The organism is Shouchella patagoniensis, from assembly GCF_002019705.1.
GTDB lineage: Bacteria > Bacillota > Bacilli > Bacillales > Bacillaceae_D > Shouchella > Shouchella patagoniensis.
The window spans coordinates 736,516-756,995 of the sequence record NZ_KV917377.1; the positions used below are offsets into that span (position 1 = coordinate 736,516).

The following is a 20,480-nucleotide window of genomic DNA, read 5'->3' on the forward strand; positions in this document are numbered from 1 at the left end:
CCCTCCACTAGAATAGCAAAAGTCGTGCGAAGTTTAAATCTTTTTTTCGACAAAATTGCAAATTACGCATAAAAATGAATTCGGGATTCATACTGTTCATGAGAGGAGGCGCTCATAATGACCGAACACCACACCGCTAAAAGCAGCCGGCGCAACCAGCCTAAGCAAGCAAAAAGCGGGCAGCCCGAGCCTTTAAGCGGCTCTCATAAAACAAAAAAAGCGAACCACGTTAGTCAAACAAACGGAGAAGGATAAACCGCCTATACCAAATCTCTTTCAACGCATAGTATGAACCATACCTTGTTAAAAGGAGGTTCTACTATGAGCGGCGGATATGGCGGAGGTTTCGCACTTATCGTTGTTTTGTTCATCTTGCTCGTAATTGTAGGAGCAAGCTGGTTCTAAAAAAAAGGACTGCTTTTGCAGTCCTTTTTTATTATGCAGTCCATCCTGGCTCATATGTGTATACAATTGAACCATAATGCTTTGCAGTACCTCGAAAGTTTTTAATATCTTCTTGATTTGTAAAAATGCTCCTAAAAACCGGAAATTCTTCTTTTTTGATTGTTACTGATTCTAATTCTCCAGACCTAAGTGAATCAAGCAACTCTTGTGCTTTTTCTTCAGTCAATGCTATTCTCCTTTCTTAAAAGAAATAAACGCCATATTTCAAAGCAAACATGACAAATATGGCGCTCGTTAATAAGATACTTGCTTGACGTAGAAGGAGCGTTTGCCTCTCTTCATCATCGGCACCCTCTTTCAATTTGCGAACGGCTTTTGCTGTTATCCCTAAACTTGCACCTATCACAAGTGTCACAACCACAACGAACCATGTCCAACCACTGGTCCAATCCCTTAATAACGGAACCCCCGTAGCAATTAGTACAAACAAGGCGCCATGTGCAAACACGAATATTACTCGATATGCTTTTAATAGAACCTCTTTAAATCGTCCGCCTTCTTTTCGAGCTGCATAAAATAAAAATGGTAAAGGCATGCACAAAAATAAAAACAACGAACTAAACATATGAGCTGAAAAGATAATTATGTCAATCATAGAGTACACGTCCTTTCATGGCAACACTGCTTATTTTATGATAAAATGATGCATAAGGACAAGATGAAAAGGAGGATTCAAATGTCTGGTTGGGATTGGTTTATGACTTTGATTATTTTATGGACATTTATTTTGATCGGACTTATGTTTATTGGCGGCTTTTTTATGTTCCGCAAATTTTTAAAGCGTTTACCAAAAGAAGACGGAAAGTCTGTTCTTGATTGGCAGGCTTATTATATAGATCAAGCATTGCCTCTTTGGAAAGAAGAACAACGCACATTATTAAATGAACTTGTAGAACCTGTACCAGAATTGTTCCGTGATGTCGCAAAAGAAAAAATTGCGGGCAAGATTAGTGAGATTGCATTAAAAGAAAAAGCATCCACGCTTACACTCGATACAATTATTCGTGGTTACATTACTGCAACCCCTAAGAAAGACCATAAGTTTCTTATAAAAAAATTAAAACAAAAACAAATTGACTTAACACCATATGAACATTTGCTAGATCGGACAACTAAAGCGAGAGGAGAAAGGAGATAGATTTGGATCAATTATTAAAGCTTTCAAGTATGCAAAAAAGGAACAACGTTTTCCTGATGAATTAGTCGCCATTACATACCCTCTCAGTCCATGGCATGTTGCAATGCGAAGGAAAGAAACGGCAACAACTCTTTAATGCTTGGTCTGCTTCGACTGAAGAAGACGTTCACCAAGCACTCACTCTTTTTTTCAGTTGTCGTGCAGAAAGGCAACAAGCATACCCAGAAGCTGTAGACTTCGAACAACGAATCGACACGATCGAAGGGCCAGCGCTTTATATGGAGCAACTTATGAATCAGATTAAAAACGAGGATGAAAAAACGGCGGTTAACCGTTTTTTAACAGATTTTTTAGACCCGGTCCTCTGGCCCATATGATGGATTTGTCTATTCCTTTACGATCATCTAAAAAACCTCCAATCGGAGGTCTTTTAAGCAATAACTTGTTCTCTAGCTTGTAGTAAATACATTTTATGGTATAAACCACCCGCTTCAAGCAAGCGATCATGATTGCCTTGCTCCACAATCTCTCCTTGGTGAAGAACTATTATTAAATCCGCATGTTTGATTGTTGAAAGACGATGAGCAATAGCAATTGTCGTGCGATTTGTTTGCATTCTTGCTAAAGCTTGTTGAATTGCTTCTTCCGTCTCCGTATCCACATTTGCTGTGGCCTCATCCAATACTAATATATCTGGATTTGCAAGCATCGTTCTGGCAAAAGATAATAATTGTCTTTCTCCACTAGAGAATGTTGCCCCTCGCTCGCTTACTTTTGCTTGATAAGCACCTGGTAATTTCTCAATAAAACGATCTGCGCCTACAAACTGACATGCGGCCCAAACATCCTCTTCTGTATAGCCAGGTCGACCTAGCGTAATGTTACTCATAATTGTCCCACTATACATAAACGAATCTTGCAAAACAAGTCCCAATCTTTCCCGTAATTCTTTCTCGCTGAATGAAGACAATGCGTTTCCATCAATTGTAACTGATCCACTTGTTAACGGATAAAATCTCATTAATAAATTGATGATAGAACTTTTACCACTTCCAGTATGTCCGACTAATGCAATTGTCTGGCCTTTTTGAGCAGCGAATGTGATATCTTTTAATACAGTCGTTTTCCCATCGTAAGAGAATGTAACATCCGTAAACGCCACGGTTCCTCTTGTCTTGGTCGGAAGAAAATCTCCATTTTGACAAGGCGCATATTCAGTTTGATCCATCAATTTAAATACCCTCCCAGCAGACACAATTGCCTGCTGAAATAAGGAAAGTCGTTGCATAATTTGATTAACTGGTTCAAAAAAGCGATCTAAATAATTAATAAAAGCATAGAGCACGCCTAGTTCAACCGGTCCGATAAAAGACTCGAACCCAAAAAAGAGTAATACAATTGATATGGCGAGTAAGCTTAAAACATCAACAATCGGCCGAAGCAATAATCCATCAGCTTTCATCGCTTTCAAACCCGCAGCATAATGTTGATCATTCGTTTTAGCGAATTCTCGACGCATTCTTCTTTCTTGACGGAAAACTTGAATGATTGCCATCCCTTGGATCGATTCACTCATTTTAGCATTAATCTCACTTACTTTAGCACTTACTTGTTCATAAAATTTTGAGCTAACTTTACGGTACAAATGAATGATCATTAATAAAAGTGGTAAGAAAATAAGGCAGTACAGTGCTAAAGTTGAGTTTAAGTAAAACATCGCTATAAATGTACCTATCATAAAAATTCCATTTTTTATAAAAACGGCTAACACACTCAAATACAATTCTTTAATCGCTTCCGTGTCATTTGTAATTCGTGACACTAATCCTCCACCGGGCATGCGGTCAAAAAAGGAAAGCCCTAACTTTTGGACATTTCTAAATACATCTATCCGTAGCGCTTGCACGATTTGCAATGCAATTCGTTGAAAAAGCAGACTTTGAAAATATTGACAACATACGGCCAATATTAATAGAAATAAATACACTCCCGCAAGCATAACTAGTGGTTCGGTTAGAAACACTTCTGGTGTAAGATAATCATCAATAAAATGAGCAATTAAGATTGGCTGCACTAATTCCGCGCTTGCAGCTACCATCATAATACCAATTGCGATGATTAGTTTCTTACTATGAACTCGAGCGTATCCCATCAAACGGATAAAGACTGCTCTTTGTTGCTTTCCAGAAAGCACTTCATCTGTATGTTTCATTTTCAGCCTCCTTGCTCCACGATCGTTTCAAGCTTTTGGCGTTCATACATTTCTTTATACCAACCACCTTGCCTCATCAATTCATGATGAGTTCCAGCTTGCGCAATACCGCCGTTTTCCATCACTAAAATTAAATTGGCGTGACTGATCGCACTTAATCGGTGTGCAGTCATAATAAGTGTTTGTTCCTTGTGATGCTTCCTTAATGCATTTAAAATTCTTTCTTCCGTTTTTGCATCTACTGCAGATAATGAATCGTCGAGCATTAGAATGGCCGGACTACTCAGAATCGCTCTTGCTATCGAGATGCGTTGCTTTTGACCACCCGATAAAGTCACTCCTCTTTCGCCAACTAAGGTTTCATAGCCATCTGGAAAACGTAGAATATCTTCATGGACACATGCAAGTTGACAAGCACTTATAATTTCCGCGATTGTTGCCTGCGGTTTGGCAAATGCAACGTTTTCTGAAATTGTTGCAGAAAATAAAAAATGCTCTTGTGGCACAATTCCAAACACTTCTTTTACTCGGCGTAACTTGTATTGTTTAAGGTTAATTGAATCAAGGTAAATTGCACCTTTAGATACATCCATATTTCTTTGTAGTAGAGACAATAATGTCGTTTTTCCACTTCCTGTTTTGCCGACTATCCCCAAAGTTTGTCCTGCTTTTAATTCAAAACACACATCAGTCAAAACAGCAGAACTGTTTCCATCGTAATGAAAGGAGTTTATATCCACCTTTAAATCACCAATAATTTTTTTATCAATTGCCCCAGGAAACTCATTTAAATCGGTTTGATTTTGCAACACCTCACGAATTCGATCGTAAGAAGCACGCCCTCTTTCAACAACATTAAAAAACATTCCTAACGCTAGCATTGGCCAAATTAATAATCCTAAATAAACAACAAAAGTCGTCAACTGTCCAATTGTCAGTTCATCAGCTAGTACATAGCGCGCCCCAAAAGAAATGGCAAGAATATAGCAAACTCCGATAACGCCACTTATTGTTGGATCAAATAACGCATCAACTTTTGCAACACGCATATTTTTATCCACAACAATGGCTGATTGTTTACGGAACCGCTCATTCTCTGCCTGCTCCTGCCCAAACGCTTTCATTACTTTTATACCATTAATATTTTCTTGTACGGTATCATTTAATGAACTAAAAGCAGCTTGTGCAACTCCAAACCGTTTATGTAGTAATGAACCATAATAACTAGTCAATATCGCCATTAATGGTAGCGGTAACAATGTAATTAACGTTAATTTCCAACTAATTGTAATTGCCATCGTACCTATCACCATACCACCTAATAAGATCGCATCAACAATAGTCAATACACCCTCACCTGCTGTGGCCTGCACAGCACGAACATCATTTGTAGAGATCGCCATTAAATTCCCTGTTGTTCGCTTATGATATAAAGAGTCTGGCATTTTTGTATAGTGTGTATATAAATCATTGCGAATGTGTCGGGCAAGTTTTAAAGATGCGCCAAAAATAAGAATTCGCCAAATAAAACGTAATATGTATAAAACTAAACCAATGCCCAGAATTAGAGCGACAAACCGTAACAAAGTTACTTGCGTTAATGAATCGGTATTAATTAGATCAACAACCATTCCAATAACCCTTGGGGGGACGAGTGTTAAAAAAGAAACCACTGCAAGTACCAACACTCCAATTAAATAAGCAAGCCAATGTCGTTTAAAAAACCAGCTTAAATCTAAAAAAACACGCATGATCGTTTTCACCACCTCAACTTATAAAGCCAATCTTCTGACATTCTTTTAATTAATGACAGACACCTCGCCAAAAGGCGAGGTGCTCTCTCTTATTTAGACTGTTGCTTTTGCATTGCTTTCATCATTTGAGTAATTTTCTTTTGCGACGGGTTTTGTCCCATTTGTTGCATCATAACACGTAGCATTTGTTCATTAATTGGCGGGTTTTTCTTCAAATAAGACATCATAGTCTTACGAGCAATAAAGAAGCCAATTGCCACCCCAGCTAAAACAGCGACAGTGTAACCAATAATATGCCAAACCATTTCTATGTCCTCCTTCAAGCAAGTTCATCATTTTACATTTTAACCAACCTTGTCTATTATACATGAGCTATTCTTCTTTTAAAAGGACTTGCAAAGAAAAAAGCGTGCTTACAGCACACTTCAAATGAAAGATGATGATACATGTTACAAATATATATAGTAAACAAAAAGGTTCTTAGTATGATCCATCTCTATTTGGCTACGTAGTGCTTAAAGAACACTTTGCCTTTCATGTGGTTGAAGCCATCCAAAACGTCCATCCTTAACATTTACAGCAAATAAATGTGGATCAACTGGTTTAAATAAATCAAAAACAAGTGTCTCAGCGCTTAAATCCCCTAACGCGTCCAGGCAAATTTTTCGTTCTTCGATCATCACCTTGCAGCGATTTGTATGATTAAATGATGAAAAAATTAGATACGAATCACTTTTTTCAAACCCATACCGATTGAATAAAGCTTGGTATAATTTAGTTTGCGGCAAAGGATTCGTAATATACTGTACTTGCTTATCGTAAAGGCTTTGTTCAAGTTCACTTGCTTGTGCTCTCTCCGCAAAAAGCTGAAACAGCTTGGCCTCTTTTCCTGAATAGGAAGAAGCTACTTCATTATTTAACAAATAAAGTTCATAGTGCCTCATTATGAAATCGCCTCCAACATTTTGAGCATTCGCACTCTTTTGGATTAGTATACAGGTTTCTTGTTAAAATAACTGTCTTTTTATGTGAAAGAGGCCCTCTAGTTTTGTCGAAATGACAAAAAGAGACTCTTTTTAAGAGTCTCTTTTTGTGTCTTAACGGTTTAACAATGCTTTTGCACGATTTACTACATTTTCAACTGTAAAACCATATTCTGCTATAATGGCATCGCCAGCACCAGAAGCGCCAAATGTGTCAATGGTAACTGTTTCTCCTTCATCACCTACATATTTAGCCCATCCAAAAGAGGCACCCATTTCAATAGCTAAACGAGCTTTTACATCTTTAGGAATAACTGCATCTTTATATTCTTTTGGTTGGGCGTCAAAACGATCCCAACTTGGCATACTAACAACCGATGCATCAATACCATCTTCACTAAGTTTCTTTTGTACTTTTACTGCAAGTGGCACTTCCGAACCTGTTGCAAGTAAAACAATACTTGGCTTATCTTGTGCTTCTGATACAACATACGCACCTTTTTTCACGCCTTCATACGCTTTCGTATCCGTTCCAACTTGTGTTTCTACATTTTGACGGCTTAAGACAAGTGCAGTTGGTTTGTCTGTTGACTCTAAAGCAAGTTTCCACGCTGCTGCTGTTTCATTTCCATCACCAGGCCGAACGACGCTTAAACCTGGCATCGCCCGTAAAGCAGCCAGTTGTTCAACCGGTTCATGTGTTGGGCCATCTTCTCCAACTGCCACACTATCGTGCGTTAACACATATGTGACTGGAAGACCCATTAGTGCTGATAAACGGATCGCAGGGCGTACATAATCAGAGAACACAAAGAATGTTCCTCCAAATACTTTTAAACCACCGTGAAGTGCCATTCCATTTAACGCACATCCCATCGCAAACTCACGAACGCCAAACCAAATGTTACGCCCAGAATAATTATCACGGCCAAAGTTACTCTCACCATTTAATGTTGTTTTATTTGAACCGGCTAGATCTGCAGATCCTCCAAATAACTCTGGAGTATATTTTACTAATGCATTTAACGCTTCGCCCGAAGACGCACGTGTCGCTAAGCTTTTGCCAGCTTCATAAACAGGCAATTCTTGATCAAACTCTGCTGGAAGTTCTCCAGAGTGTACACGCTCAAATTGTTGAGCTAGTTCTGGGTTTGCTTTTTTATATGCTGCAAAAAGTGTATTCCATTCCTCTTCCTTCTCTGCCCCTTTTTCTTTAACAGACAAGAAGTATTCTTTCACTTCTTCCGGAATGTGGAATTCTTCATCAAACGTCCATTTGTACGCTTCTTTAGTCAAAGCCACTTCTTCTGCTCCAAGTGGTGAACCATGAGAAGTAGACTTAGCCGATTTATTAGGTGAACCAAAACCAATCACCGTTTTAACTTCAATTAAAGTCGGGCGATTAACTTCTTTCGCTTCTTCTAGTGCTTTATGAATAGCACTCATGTCTGTACCATCTTCAATGTAGATAACATGCCAGCCATATGCTTTAAATCGTTCTTCTACGCTTTCTGAAAAAGATTCATGTAAATCACCATCAAGTGATATATCATTTGAATCATATAGAACGACAAGACGATCTAATTTTAAGTGACCAGCAAGTGATGCTGCTTCGGCAGATACTCCTTCCATTAAATCACCATCACCACAAATTGCATACGTGTAATGATCAACAATTTTATGTTCATCCGTATTGTATGTATGGGCTAGATGTCTTTCTGCCATTGCCATCCCTACAGCCATTGCAATGCCTTGTCCAAGTGGTCCAGTTGTTGCTTCAACCCCTGGAGTATGCCCATATTCTGGGTGACCAGGCGTTCGACTACCTAATTGACGAAATGACTTAAGATCATCTAAAGTCACATCATAACCTGTTAAGTGGAGTAAACTATATAAAAGCATAGAACCATGACCAGCAGATAAAACAAAACGGTCACGATTTATCCACTCAGGATTAGCAGGATTATGGTTCATATGGTTAGCCCATAAATTAAGCGCCATCGGAGCAGCTCCCATTGGCATACCTGGATGACCAGAATTTGCTTTTTCAATGCTATCAATTGACAGCGTTCGGATCGTATTAATAGCTAACTCTTCTACTTTATTTGTCATTGGAAAACACCCTTTCTAACTCAATTCGTACTCATCCATCATATACGTTCTAAAAAAAATGTACAAGCCAAAGTAAAGGCTTGTACATCCTTAATGCAATGGCTTTCGTTTTTGTGCCTTGCTATCTTTTAACTTTTGTGGAGTTACATCACTGCCCTCATCATCAACAACTTTTACTGAATGAAGCTGATTAGTAAATGCTTTCCTAAATGTTGCTAAATATTCTTTACGCAATGCTTTTTGCTCGTTTTGTTGCTCTTGTGATAGTCCATCGGTCTTAGATAGTCGCGAAAGCTCATTAATGCGTTCGAGTTTTTCTTTTGGTAACACAAAATCACCTTTCTTTCTTCATAACTAATGATAGCATGCCCAAAAAAACAGGGCAAACGATTAGCCGTTTGTCCTAACATATTTTTGGTAATGCCTATGTACAGTCGCTTTCGAACACTCGTAGCCCAGCCCATTTAATGTCATCGCGATTTCTTTAAATGTTAGACCTTTGTTGCGTAATGCACTTATTTCTTCTATTGGAAGCTCCATTGCTTCTCTACCTCCTGCAGGAGCGTGCTTTAAATTTTGCTCAGGTCGAAAGCCTTTTTGGACGGCAACTCTCATCCCTCGTTTGATCTTTAAATTATGCAGTTTCCTTTGATATTCCTCTACAAGTGAAACAATTTCCAAAACCATTTCGTCCGCTTCTGATAATACAAGTTCCCCTTGATTACTTAATGTAAAAATAGTAACTCCATATTTCTTAAATTGATAAAGTAACGCAATCTTTGCCTTCCCTCGTCCTAACCGCGTGTCATCTGTTATTAGCAAATGAGAGAATCGCTTCTGTCTTGCCAAATCCAACACAGAAAAAAGCCCCTCTCGCTCTAGGCTATAACCGCTAGCCTGCTCTTTATAACAATCAACCACTAAAAGATCATTTAATGAAGCAATTTTTCTTAGTTCTTCTTCTTGCCTAGCAAGAGATGCTTCTTGACTTTCTTTTTTTGTACTTACGCGACAATAGATTACCGCTGCCTGCTTGTTCTGCACCATACATCCCCCTACTGATCAATCACAAACAGTTTATCATACGACGAGAATTCATTCATTGCTTCATTCTTGTTTTGGTCAAAATGCTCGACGTCATTACCAGAATAAACCAAGCTAGAAAAAATGAATAAAACCGTTAATATACCAATAAAAATCAAACTCCATTCTTGTCGCTTCATACGATCACCCGTTCTTAGGAATATTTGTTCTGTTACTAGAGTAATAGGAACGTTCGTTCTTGTCAATAGTTTTTAGAACTTATGTTTGCGTTCGTATGTTCGATATGGTAAAGTTTTAATAGACAATGATGAAGAAAGCAGGTGAACTAATGTCAAAACTATCAAATAGACAAGAAGAGATTCTATTATTTATAAAAGAGGAAGTTAAGAAAAAAGGCTATCCGCCTTCCGTACGTGAAATCGGTGAAGCAGTTGGTCTAGCCTCTAGTTCAACGGTTCACGGTCACCTAGCACGTTTGGAGAAAAAAGGCTATATCCGTAGAGATCCTACAAAACCTCGGGCAATTGAAGTACTAGAATTAGAAATGAATAAAGATCATGATTCATACTATAAGAAAGAAACAGCTAGTTTTATTCCTGTTATCGGGAAAGTAACAGCTGGTAATCCCATTACAGCTGTTGAAAACATTGAAGATTATTTGCCTTTGCCTGACCACTTAGCAGGTTACGACAACACATATGCATTGGTAATCCAAGGTGAAAGCATGATTGAAGCTGGCATTTTTGACGGTGATCAAGTGATTGTTCGTCAGCAACCTACTGCTAATAATGGTGATATTATTGTCGCAATGACTGACGATAATGAAGCAACGGTCAAACGTTTCTTTCGTGAAGATGGATATATTCGACTGCAACCTGAAAATTCATCAATGAAGCCGATTATTCTTGAAAATTGCACGATCTTAGGCAAAGTTGTTGGTGTATTTCGGACAATCCACTAATAACTTCTAGACTCTTTCATCAATTGATAAAAGAGTCTTAAATTTGGTCATTTACTCATAGAGAAATGGCTATGCATAATGCCTTTACTTACATAAACTATAAAAGGACCTAACCTGTTAGTTAACAACAAGTTAGGTCCCGCTCAACAACTAGCTTAGTAGCCTTTCTTACGAAAGGCTACTTTTTTTGTGTGTTTACTTCTTCATCAGTAAACTCCTCTTTCTGTGAATGAAGCATCCACATCAAAACTGCCGCTGTCAATAAAAACAATAATCCGGCCAGAATAAAAACATACGGAATTCCAATACTCGCTGCAATTAATCCACCAGATACAGGTCCTAATACATTACCTAGGAAGCGAAAACTTTGGTTATAACCTAACACTTCTCCCTGCATTGAGACAGGACATGCTTGGCGAATAAAAGCAGTTGTACAAGGAATTAGTCCACCGACTGCTAAGCCAAATATAAATCGAAGCACAATAAGTTGCCACAGTGAATCTACAAAACCTTGTGGAATAAAAAATAATCCTGATAAAATAAGAAGTAGCAGCATCACTTTTTCATGACCAATTCTGTCACCAAGCTGCCCCCACTTTCTAGTTGATAACAAATTACCAAGCCCAGTTATTGAAAAGGCCACTCCTGCTAAAAAAGCCATGTTCTCGGTTGAACTCGTTAAATCATTAACAAATAATGCAAGTAGTGGTTGAACACTAAATAAGGCCATTTGGATAATAAGGGCTACAACCATTACCATAATCAACATCGGTCGTTTAAGAATATGTTGTAATACTTCTCTTGAGCGGTAATTCTTCCTCTTTTCTCCTTTTTCCGTATAAAGAACTTCTTTGACACCAAACACAACAAGCAATGCTGCAAGAAACAATATTGATGACGTTAATATAAAGGTTAATTCCATTCCAACTGTGTCAGCGATTAGACCGCCAAACAACGGTCCCAGTAATCCACCTGATACAGTTCCAGTTTGAAGGGTACCAAGTGTTTGTCCTGCTGTCTTCTTACTGCTTTGTGCAGCAATTAATGCCATCGAGGCAGGGATAAAGCCAGTCGCTAACCCCATAAAAGCTCTTAAAATAAATAATGATTCAACAGAATGAACATATCCCATTAAGAAGACCGAAACGGAGATGCCAAACGCAGTACCGATTAATACTTTCTTTCTACCATAACGATCGCCAATCTTTCCCCAAATCGGCGCTACAAGAAATGCTACAAGAAATGAAACCCCAAAGACATAACCGGCCCACCGCTGTACTTCTTCTCCAGAATAGTGACCAAATGATTCAATATACAGTGATAAAAAAGGGATAACCATGGTCATGCTTGCGCCAACAAAAAAATTGGCAAACCACATAATAATTAAATTCCGTTTCTCTGGTTGTATCTTCATCACCTTCGTTTTTAATTCATGCATTTTATTTCGTAAGTCTAAATATATAAGAAACTGAAATAAACGTCAAACGTGCTTTCAACCCAATTTCAAGCAAAAAGAAAGATAAAGGGCTAATTTGTCAAATAATTATGCCCTTTTCACACTTTCAGCTCTAGAACATAAACTAATTAATCAGGATTGGGGGCGTTTTAGATATGAACGACAACAACGGATGGACATTATTGATTACAGTACTTGTTTTGTTTATATTACTAGTTATTGTCGGCATTATCTTGTTTTATCTATAGAGTCTATTGAATAAAGAAAGGGTTTTATATTGAATCGGTTGGAGATTCGTGACAGTTATACCTAGAAGCCTGACCTCTCGGTTTACATCTCCATACTGATCCCATAGTTCTGCCGCATAACGAAAAATATCACTTTTCTTCTGCACATAGTCAGGCAAGCTTATACGTCGTGTTAGCGTATCAAAAGAACGATACCTGATTTTTAACACGACAGTCTTTCCTTGCTTCTCCACTCTTTCCAATGAACCCTGCACTTCTTGTGCTAATCTTTTTAATTGCTCCTGAACTTCTTGCTCCGTTTTTAACACGTGCAGATACGTATGTTCCTTCCCGACTGACTTTCTTTCACGATCCACTGTTAATGGTTTGTTATCAATTCCACGAACTTTTTTATAATAAGACAAACCAGCTTTACCAAAATGATGAATTAAATCCATTTGCTCCATTTTATAAAGGTCAGCGCCAAAGTAGATATTTAATTCATGCATTCTCTCAGCCGTTTTTGGTCCAATACCTGGGAACTTCTCAATTGGCAGTTCTTTAATAAATGCGACTGCCTTAGCAGGGGTTATCACGGTCAATCCCGCTGGTTTTTTTACGTCTGAAGCAATTTTCGCAAGGAATCGATTATAAGAAACACCCGCAGAACTAGACAAGCATGTTTCATTCCAGATGTCTTTCTGAATACTACGGGCAACTTTTATGGCGCTTGGTTCATTTAATTTATTTGTTGTTACATCTAGATAGGCTTCATCAATTGACATTGGTTCAACTAAGTCCGTATAGCGATTCATGATCGCTCTAATATGATTAGATGCCTCTTTATACGCCTTGTAATTGCCTTCAACAAAAATACCTTGTGGGCATTTTTTATAGGCTTCATAAGCACTCATTGCGGAATGAACTCCATACTTACGCGCTTCATAATTTGCGGTTGACACAATGCCTTTTCCACCCGTTTTTCTAGGATGCTTAGCGATAATAACTGGTTTCCCTATTAATGCAGGATTGTTTCGTTCTTCAACAGAAGAAAAAAAAGCATCCATATCGATATGAATGATTTTACGAGCTGTATCACGATAAGGCTCTGGAAGTTGAATACCAGTAGAAGATGTCATCGTCTTCTTCCTTTCCCAACAATCATTGTCCTATCTATTTTAGCGAACGTTTGATCTCATGTCAATTTAACCATCGTACGTTTTCTACAACAACCAATCCAATTTGGATGTATGCTATACTTATTTTCTATCTTTAAGAAAGGGTGGTACATGTGTTTAAAAACCTCGATTATTTGTGTGAGGGCACACGATTACAAAGGAAGATATACAGACTTCTTGTTGATCTAGGTATCTTTGAAGACTTATCTTCTTATAGTCCTACTCTGTGTGGTACAATCCCCCTTGATATTGCCACGGCATCTTCTGACCTCGATATTATTATGGATGTGCGTAACGATCATTTATTCAAACAAACAGTTGACAGTCTCTACAGTCACTTTCCCCACTACCACTTTCAATTTAAGACAATACGTGGAACACGATCGGCAAAAGCAAACTTTTTTGTTCAAGACAAAGAAATTGAATTGTTTGGCCAACCCAACCCAGTTGAAACACAATATGCATATTTACATATGTGCATTGAGTATGAGATTTTAAAACGACAACCTCATTTAAGAGAACAAATTATTAACTATAAAGAGAATGGTATAAAAACTGAACCTGCATTTGCAAGCTTGCTTGGTTTAAATGGAGATCCTTATGAAGCACTTCTCATACATGGAAGAGATCAATTTGGAATTGGCTAAGGGAATTAGAGGCGTCGATTATTAGCAAGTTATGACGCTTTATGCGCTTGCCCAGGAAATAAAAACGAAATGAGACTAAATTTTTTCATCTATTCATTACAACAATCAAGCATGCACTATAGCCATATGATGGCTTTTTTTTAAACCAATAAACGAACATGCACTGCTGTAAACGTTTTATTCATTTATGCATCCTAAATTATTTCCTATCAAAATTGACTAAAAAATATAAGTATTAAATACAGTATGTATAAAGAGGGCAAATTTCTCCCCCTTTTAAATCCCTTACAAAATATTTAATTTTACAAGCAAAGCTAGTAAGATTTGAAGCAAGAGTTGAATATTCACTGCAATTTGAGTATCAGTTGTCGTAACATCTACATTTTTAGAGTTTTCTACAACCGTTTTTTGATAGGTCAACTGTTTGATTTTAGAACTTTGAAGAAGTTCTTGAGTGATTTTATCAGCTTTTTCACTATCCGCAATTGAAATGCTAATAACTAAAGCAATAGCTGTTTGTAAAGAAGCTTGTAAAGAAAGTGCAGCTTTTGTATCAGTAGAATTAACTGTTACATCACAAGAATCTTTAATTAAGATGTATTCCTCTGACAATTGAACTGTCTTGTTAACTTGTGAAGCTCCTTGAGAAAGTCCACCATTGTTATCTAATGGGTGACATGCTTCTGGGTCTAGAGCTGACCATCTTTTATTTTTCCACTTATCCTCATGTCCCCCACATTCTTTACACTCTTTACACTCTTTACATTCTTTCTTCTCTTTTCTTTCTTCCAATTCAGCAGAATTTTGTTCACTCATTTTTAATTCTCCTTTCAATTTTAGTCTAATTTACTTTATGTCCTAATTTGCTTTTTGATTGGACAGATTAACCAAAAGCGCCTGCCTATTTTAAAACCTTCTACGGTTAACAAACATGTTTGGAGAACGTTTTCTAGTTACCCTTGCCGATGCTGGTCTTTCAAAGTAACCGCTTGACTCGGTTACATCCTCTGTTTCAACAGTATCCATTTCTTGTTTGTTTGAAGGTGCAACACCAGAAAGCTTATTACCTAATAAATTCTTTTCAAGCAGGCTAGTGTTGAAAGAAGAATTAATTGACTTCCCTACCGTATCCATATCTAGATTTTCCAAGAATTTATCAACTTCTGTTTGAATATCTAAAACCGTACTCTTGACTTTTGCTTGGTCAGTAATGGACAGATCTTGAGAGACACTAACATTGTACTTGTCTAAAATTCGCCCTACTACAACCTCCACTAAGTGTTGTTGATTATTCATGTTCACTTCCCCTTCCCTGTATTTTTCCTAAAAAGAATGGTTTTTTAATTTGTTACTAAAAGGAAAAAACTTTTCATACTTGTCACGTACAATTTATTCGCCTAATCCTTCAACAGTATCCTTAAACCCCACCCTTTCTAGGTAGTTTATGTTTTTATATTTTGTTTGATTGGGCTTACAGTAAAACTAAACTAAAGACTAGCTGAAACGAGCGCTCCCAAAAGCGACCAGGAAAAAAGAACTGACAACACTATGACATCTAAAATATGGTGAGCGCCACCAAAATTTTTTTACACCTAACTTGCACTAAATTTAATTAAGTCGAATACAATACCTGCATGGGAAATAGAAAGAACCAACACCTTTTAGTCTTTTAATTTCTTTCCTATTTTCCATCACACATCATAAGGACTACCCCTTTTAATTAGAAAGGGGTGTTTTTATACTAGCAAAGCATACAGTAGGACAACCTTCATAACGCGCAAAAGAAAAGTGACACTAAAATGAAATGATTTAGGGGATTGTAATCTAACAATGATGAGGATGAATGGGATGGATCGGTTGCTATTGAAGTTGATGGCGACGAGTTGTAAACTGATTTTTTTAATAGAGATACCTCTATTAAAATAGAAAAGCTCTATAACTAGGATTTTGTTTAAATAACAAGTATAATTGGCAGAAAACTAAAGGAGTTTAATCTCAAGTATGGTTTATGACACGATTATTATTGGTGCTGGTACAATGGGGATGGCTGCAGGGTATTATCTATCAAAAAGAGGGAAACGCGTATTATTGCTTGATTCTCACAACCCTCCCCATGTTAAAGGAAGTCATCACGGAGATACTCGAATGATTCGATTTTCATATGGAGAAGGAGAAAGTTATGTACCATTACTTCTTCGTGCAAATGAGCTTTGGAGAGACCTAGAAAAAGAATCTGGAGAATCTTTATTTACGCAGACAGGCGTATTAAATGTCGGTAAAGAAGATTCGACATTTATTAAGAATGTCATTTCAGGATCAGCTAACTACAATTTGCCCCTAGAAGTATCCTCTGCTAATGAGATCAATAATAAATGGAACGGTTTTTCTCTTCCAAAAACGTTTATAGGGTGTTTTGAGTCGATGGGAGGTTACTTAAAAACGTCAGAGATTATTAACTCATACCGCAACCTTGCTAGCAGTAATGGAGCTGTACTACAAACAAATTCAAAAGTAATTAGTATAAAGCCTAGTTCTGATAAAGTAGTTGTTTCAACAAAAGAACAGAGCTTTGAAGCAGAGACATTAATTGTTGCAGCTGGGGCTTGGTCTAAATGGATTTTGGAAATGCTCGATTTAGCATTGCCGTTACAGCCACTGCGCAAAACTTTCGGATGGTATGAAGCAAAACATTCATATGACTCCCCTCACTTTCCGTGTTTCACATTTGAAACTGTAAATGGAACCTTTTATGGCTTTCCAAATATAAATGGAAAAGGCTTAAAAGTAGGTCGACATGATGGTGGTGAGGCTGTAAACCCTGATAAACCTCTACATAAGTTTCACCTAAAGGACGACCTGGAACTGAAGAAATTCTTACATAATTATATGTCAGAGAAAAACTTTACTCTAAATGAAGGAAAAACGTGTTTATACACGATGACAACAGATGAACATTTTGTTCTGGATCAACATCAAGTCTATCAAAACATTGCAATTGCAGCCGGATTCTCCGGACATGGATTTAAATTCGGTAGCGTAATTGGAGAAATATTGAGTGACTTTATTTCAACTGGACAAAGCAACTTCGACCTTTCTTCTTTTAGAATGAATCGATTTTAAAAGAGCGCTAACCATCAATTAGTGGTCATTGCTATAGAATTCACGAACAAAAACCCTTTTCCATTAGTAAAGGGTTTTTGTTTTTTCATCATCGTTTATCCTGTTCCAAACGTTTGCATACCAGTCAACAATTGAACATTCCCCCTGTTTTAATGAATTACTACAGAAGACGATTTGATTTACTACACATTATTCCTTTTGTTATCTATTAGAAGCGTATCCGATTCTTAAGCAATACAGAAGTATATTCAAACAAACAAATAACGGTCAGTCCATAACATTTGCACCTTACCATCGTTTTGCATTAATCAAAATAAAAACCCTCAACACAATGTGTGTCAAGGGTCCTACCTCTTAGTAGTTCTGCATGAACTGTTCGCGCTCCCACGGGTGAACTTGTGTGCGGAACATATCCCATTCAATTTCTTTTGCTTCAATAAAGTGCTCGATTGCATGCTCTCCTAATGCTTTAACTAAAACATCATCATTAACAAGGCTATCAAGCGCTTCTTTTAACGTTGCTGGCAAGTCTTTAATACCTTCTTCAAGACGCTCTTCTTTGCTCATCACATAAATGTTTCGGTCAGTTGCTTCCGGCGGCGTCATTTTTCGTTTGATGCCATCTAATCCTGAAGCAAGCATAACAGCCATGGCTAAATATGGATTTGCTGATGGATCCGGACTTCTGACTTCGATGCGCGTGGAAATACCTCTTGATGATGGAATGCGGACAAGTGGCGAACGATTACGCATCGACCAAGCGATGTATACTGGCGCTTCATAACCAGGTACAAGTCGCTTATATGAATTAACAATCGGATTTGTAATTGCTGTAAATCCTTCAGCATGATCAAGTATACCACTTAAGAACTGCATCGCCGTTTTGCTAAGCTGGCTTTCTGTTTTTTGATCGTAAAACACATTGCCTTCTTTATTAAATAAAGACATATTCAAGTGCATCCCTGAACCGTTCACTCCGAATAGCGGTTTTGGCATAAACGTTGCGTGTAAACCATGTTTACGCGCAATTGTTTTTACAACAAGCTTGAATGTTTGGATATTATCACATGTTGTCACCGCATCAGCATATTTAAAGTCGATTTCATGCTGACCAGGGGCAACTTCATGGTGGGAAGCTTCAATTTCAAATCCCATGTCTTCAAGTTCAAGTACGATGTCTCGGCGACAATTTTCACCAAGATCGGTTGGAGCCAGATCAAAGTAACCACCTTTATCATTTAATTCCAGTGTTGGTTCGCCTTTTTCGTCGTTCTTAAACAAGAAAAATTCTGGTTCTGGTCCAATGTTAAAATCGGAGAAACCGAGTTCTTCGGCTTGTTTTAATACCCGTTTTAAAATCCCCCGCGGATCACCTTCAAAAGGAGTTGGTTCTTCTCCTGGTTTGCCTGGTTGATAAATATCACAGATTAAACGAGCAACTTTCCCTTTCTCTGGCGTCCAAGGAAAAACAACCCATGTATCTAAATCCGGATACAAATACATATCTGATTCTTCAATCCGTACAAACCCCTCAATAGATGAACCATCAAACATCATTTTGTTGTCAAGTGCTTTTGAAAGTTGATCTACAGGAATCTCCACGTTTTTAATCGTACCGAGCAAATCTGTAAACTGCAAACGAATAAACCGAACATTGTCTTCTTGCGCAATACGGACAATATCTTCTTTGGAAAACTTAGCCATGCGTTTTTGTGCTCCTCTCAATGTTTCATTCTATGTAGAAAGGGAGTTGCCCCCCTGTTCCCACGTCTCAATATTATTTTCCTGCTTTGTAGTATCGTACTAAAGCAACTTTTTTTAGTCAAGCAAACATATAAACGTACTATACTCGTTCCCTCTTCATCTAATCGATAAACGTTTTTTCGACAGCTTTTGTCACGGCGAGCTTAACATGTTCATACGTCAGACCACCTTGCACGTAAGCAGCGTATGGAGGACGCAATGGACCATCAGCTGTTAATTCAATACTCGCTCCTTGTACAAAAGTACCCGCTGCCATGATAACATCATCTGCATATCCAGGCATATAGCTTGGCGTAGGTGTGACGTGTGCATTCACAGGTGATGCGTGTTGAATCGCTTGACAAAACGAGACCATCTGGTCAGCTGTCTTAAAATGAACAGCTTGAATCAAATCTGTTCGTATCTCATTTGAAGCTGGTTCCGTTTTCATTCCAACCTCTTCAAGCAGAGCGGCTGTATAAATGGCTCCTTTTACACTTTGAGCAACTACATGGGGTGCTAAGAAAAATCCTTGATACATATCAAGAAGTGTATGCAAGCTAGCGCCACCTTCTGCACCAATGCCTGGTGCCGCTAGTCGATACGAGGCAAGCTCAACTAAATCAGCCCTTCCTACAAGATAGCCTCCTGTCTTTGCAATTCCACCTCCAGGATTTTTTATTAGTGAACCTGCGATCAAATCCGCACCTACATGACAAGGCTCTCTTGTTTCAACAAATTCTCCATAGCAATTGTCAACAAACACAACAACATCTGGTTTAATGGATTTCACAAACGCAATTACATCTTCGATTTCTTCAATGCACAATGAAGGCCGGTCTCCATACCCTTTTGATCGCTGAATACCGATCATCTTCGTTTTACTTGAAACCGCTGCTTTTATTGCATCCTTGTCCATAGCGTTATTCTTTAAATCCACTTTTTGATACTCAATGTTAAAGTCTTTTAATGAACCACTAGAGTTTCCACGAATTCCTACTATTTCTTCCAATGTATCGTAGGGAGTTCCTGTTATGTATAACAATTCGTCTCCGGGACGTAATACTCCAAATAAAGCAATTGCAATCGCATGTGTTCCAGAGACAATCTGACTTCGGACAAGACCCGCTTCTGCACCAAAAACATCTGCATAGATTTTCTCTAACGTATCTCTTCCTGCATCGTCATAGCCATAGCCTGTTGATGGAGTGAAATGAAAATCAGCCACTTGATGCGCCGAAAAACTTTCCATTACACGATTTTGATTAATCAAAGCGATTTCTTCAATTCTTTTATGTTGCAAAGACGCTTTTGTTTCGGCAACCGTTACATATGCTTGTGTTTTGTTCTTAAATAATGATTGTATCACGTAAGTTCTCCCCTACTTTGCCATTCTCCCTTTAGCTTACCATGCCAGCAAATAGAAAGGGAATAGGCAAG

Annotated in this window: 23 protein-coding genes; 7 read left to right on the top strand and 16 right to left on the bottom strand. The window is 38.0% G+C overall.

Going from position 1 to position 20,480, the window contains the following annotated elements:
• Window positions 1–117: 117 nt before the first annotated feature.
• Window positions 118–255, top strand: coding sequence for a small acid-soluble spore protein P (locus BK584_RS04030; protein ID WP_054711769.1), 138 nt, complete (start codon window positions 118–120; stop codon window positions 253–255).
• Between the two features lie 66 nt (window positions 256–321).
• Window positions 322–405, top strand: a complete 84-nt coding sequence (locus tag BK584_RS04035; RefSeq protein WP_051992938.1) for a YjcZ family sporulation protein — start codon at window positions 322–324, stop codon at window positions 403–405.
• A gap of 31 nt (window positions 406–436) precedes the next feature.
• Here the strand turns inward: BK584_RS04035 and ykzS are convergent, their stop codons facing one another.
• Both ykzS and BK584_RS04045 read right to left on the bottom strand, forming a co-directional pair.
• On the bottom strand, window positions 437–631 hold the full coding sequence (gene ykzS, locus BK584_RS04040; RefSeq protein WP_078391405.1) for a protein YkzS: 195 nt from the start codon (window positions 629–631) through the stop codon (window positions 437–439).
• A gap of 15 nt (window positions 632–646) precedes the next feature.
• Entirely contained in the window at window positions 647–1,060 is a 414-nt protein-coding gene (locus BK584_RS04045) for a hypothetical protein (protein WP_078391406.1), read from the bottom strand.
• Between the two features lie 81 nt (window positions 1,061–1,141).
• On the opposite strand from BK584_RS04045, the gene BK584_RS04050 reads away from it, so the two are divergent.
• Together BK584_RS04050 and BK584_RS04055 are read left to right on the top strand one after the other, a co-directional pair.
• Window positions 1,142–1,603, top strand: a complete 462-nt coding sequence (locus BK584_RS04050; protein WP_078391407.1) for a DUF2621 domain-containing protein — start codon at window positions 1,142–1,144, stop codon at window positions 1,601–1,603.
• 95 nt (window positions 1,604–1,698) lie between these two features.
• Window positions 1,699–1,980 carry a hypothetical protein gene (locus BK584_RS04055; RefSeq protein ID WP_078391408.1) on the top strand — a complete coding sequence of 94 codons (282 nt, stop codon included), beginning with the start codon at window positions 1,699–1,701 and terminating at the stop codon, window positions 1,978–1,980.
• A gap of 53 nt (window positions 1,981–2,033) precedes the next feature.
• On the opposite strand, the gene BK584_RS04060 is transcribed toward BK584_RS04055, so the two are convergent.
• From BK584_RS04060 to BK584_RS24480, 8 genes are all read right to left on the bottom strand, one after another.
• On the bottom strand, window positions 2,034–3,815 hold the full coding sequence (locus tag BK584_RS04060) for an ABC transporter ATP-binding protein (protein ID WP_078391409.1): 1,782 nt from the start codon (window positions 3,813–3,815) through the stop codon (window positions 2,034–2,036).
• A gap of 2 nt (window positions 3,816–3,817) precedes the next feature.
• On the bottom strand, window positions 3,818–5,566 hold the full coding sequence (locus tag BK584_RS04065) for an ABC transporter transmembrane domain-containing protein (RefSeq protein WP_078391410.1): 1,749 nt from the start codon (window positions 5,564–5,566) through the stop codon (window positions 3,818–3,820).
• A gap of 92 nt (window positions 5,567–5,658) precedes the next feature.
• The gene (locus BK584_RS04070; RefSeq protein WP_054711760.1) at window positions 5,659–5,874 is read right to left on the bottom strand and encodes a YneF family protein; all 216 of its coding nucleotides are present in this window, start codon (window positions 5,872–5,874) and stop codon (window positions 5,659–5,661) included.
• Between the two features lie 210 nt (window positions 5,875–6,084).
• Entirely contained in the window at window positions 6,085–6,513 is a 429-nt protein-coding gene (gene sirA, locus BK584_RS04075) for a sporulation inhibitor of replication protein SirA (RefSeq protein ID WP_078391411.1), read from the bottom strand.
• A 153-nt stretch (window positions 6,514–6,666) separates the two neighbouring features.
• Complete coding sequence (tkt, locus tag BK584_RS04080) at window positions 6,667–8,664, bottom strand: transketolase (RefSeq protein WP_078391412.1); 1,998 nt, start codon at window positions 8,662–8,664, stop codon at window positions 6,667–6,669.
• Between the two features lie 90 nt (window positions 8,665–8,754).
• Window positions 8,755–8,994: a DUF896 domain-containing protein gene (locus tag BK584_RS04085; protein ID WP_078391413.1), complete on the bottom strand. Its 240-nt coding sequence runs from the start codon at window positions 8,992–8,994 to the stop codon at window positions 8,755–8,757.
• A 60-nt stretch (window positions 8,995–9,054) separates the two neighbouring features.
• Window positions 9,055–9,708: a YneB family resolvase-like protein gene (locus tag BK584_RS04090; protein ID WP_437182729.1), complete on the bottom strand. Its 654-nt coding sequence runs from the start codon at window positions 9,706–9,708 to the stop codon at window positions 9,055–9,057.
• Between the two features lie 11 nt (window positions 9,709–9,719).
• Window positions 9,720–9,887: a hypothetical protein gene (locus BK584_RS24480; protein WP_169871057.1), complete on the bottom strand. Its 168-nt coding sequence runs from the start codon at window positions 9,885–9,887 to the stop codon at window positions 9,720–9,722.
• Between the two features lie 149 nt (window positions 9,888–10,036).
• Between BK584_RS24480 and lexA the strand changes: the two genes are divergently transcribed.
• A complete protein-coding gene (gene lexA, locus BK584_RS04095; RefSeq protein ID WP_078391415.1) occupies window positions 10,037–10,669 on the top strand; it encodes a transcriptional repressor LexA in 633 nt (210 codons plus the stop codon).
• A 178-nt stretch (window positions 10,670–10,847) separates the two neighbouring features.
• Here the strand turns inward: lexA and BK584_RS04100 are convergent, their stop codons facing one another.
• Window positions 10,848–12,083 carry an MFS transporter gene (locus BK584_RS04100; protein WP_078395394.1) on the bottom strand — a complete coding sequence of 412 codons (1,236 nt, stop codon included), beginning with the start codon at window positions 12,081–12,083 and terminating at the stop codon, window positions 10,848–10,850.
• Window positions 12,084–12,363: 280 nt separating this feature from the next.
• Complete coding sequence (gene dinB, locus BK584_RS04105) at window positions 12,364–13,491, bottom strand: DNA polymerase IV (RefSeq protein WP_078391416.1); 1,128 nt, start codon at window positions 13,489–13,491, stop codon at window positions 12,364–12,366.
• Window positions 13,492–13,643: 152 nt separating this feature from the next.
• On the opposite strand from dinB, the gene BK584_RS04110 reads away from it, so the two are divergent.
• Window positions 13,644–14,177 (top strand): DUF4269 domain-containing protein, encoded by a 534-nt coding sequence (locus BK584_RS04110; RefSeq protein ID WP_078391417.1) that lies wholly within the window; start codon window positions 13,644–13,646, stop codon window positions 14,175–14,177.
• Between the two features lie 285 nt (window positions 14,178–14,462).
• Here the strand turns inward: BK584_RS04110 and BK584_RS04115 are convergent, their stop codons facing one another.
• Window positions 14,463–14,993 (bottom strand): spore coat protein, encoded by a 531-nt coding sequence (locus tag BK584_RS04115; RefSeq protein WP_078391418.1) that lies wholly within the window; start codon window positions 14,991–14,993, stop codon window positions 14,463–14,465.
• A gap of 90 nt (window positions 14,994–15,083) precedes the next feature.
• Window positions 15,084–15,473, bottom strand: a complete 390-nt coding sequence (locus tag BK584_RS04120) for a hypothetical protein (protein ID WP_078391419.1) — start codon at window positions 15,471–15,473, stop codon at window positions 15,084–15,086.
• Window positions 15,474–16,178: 705 nt separating this feature from the next.
• On the opposite strand from BK584_RS04120, the gene solA reads away from it, so the two are divergent.
• Window positions 16,179–17,297, top strand: a complete 1,119-nt coding sequence (gene solA / locus BK584_RS04125; protein WP_078391420.1) for an N-methyl-L-tryptophan oxidase — start codon at window positions 16,179–16,181, stop codon at window positions 17,295–17,297.
• A 354-nt stretch (window positions 17,298–17,651) separates the two neighbouring features.
• On the opposite strand, the gene glnA is transcribed toward solA, so the two are convergent.
• Both glnA and BK584_RS04135 read right to left on the bottom strand, forming a co-directional pair.
• Window positions 17,652–19,001, bottom strand: coding sequence for a type I glutamate--ammonia ligase (gene glnA, locus BK584_RS04130; protein ID WP_078391421.1), 1,350 nt, complete (start codon window positions 18,999–19,001; stop codon window positions 17,652–17,654).
• 160 nt (window positions 19,002–19,161) lie between these two features.
• The gene (locus BK584_RS04135; RefSeq protein ID WP_139365768.1) at window positions 19,162–20,406 is read right to left on the bottom strand and encodes a methionine gamma-lyase family protein; all 1,245 of its coding nucleotides are present in this window, start codon (window positions 20,404–20,406) and stop codon (window positions 19,162–19,164) included.
• Between the last annotated feature and the right edge of the window lie 74 nt (window positions 20,407–20,480).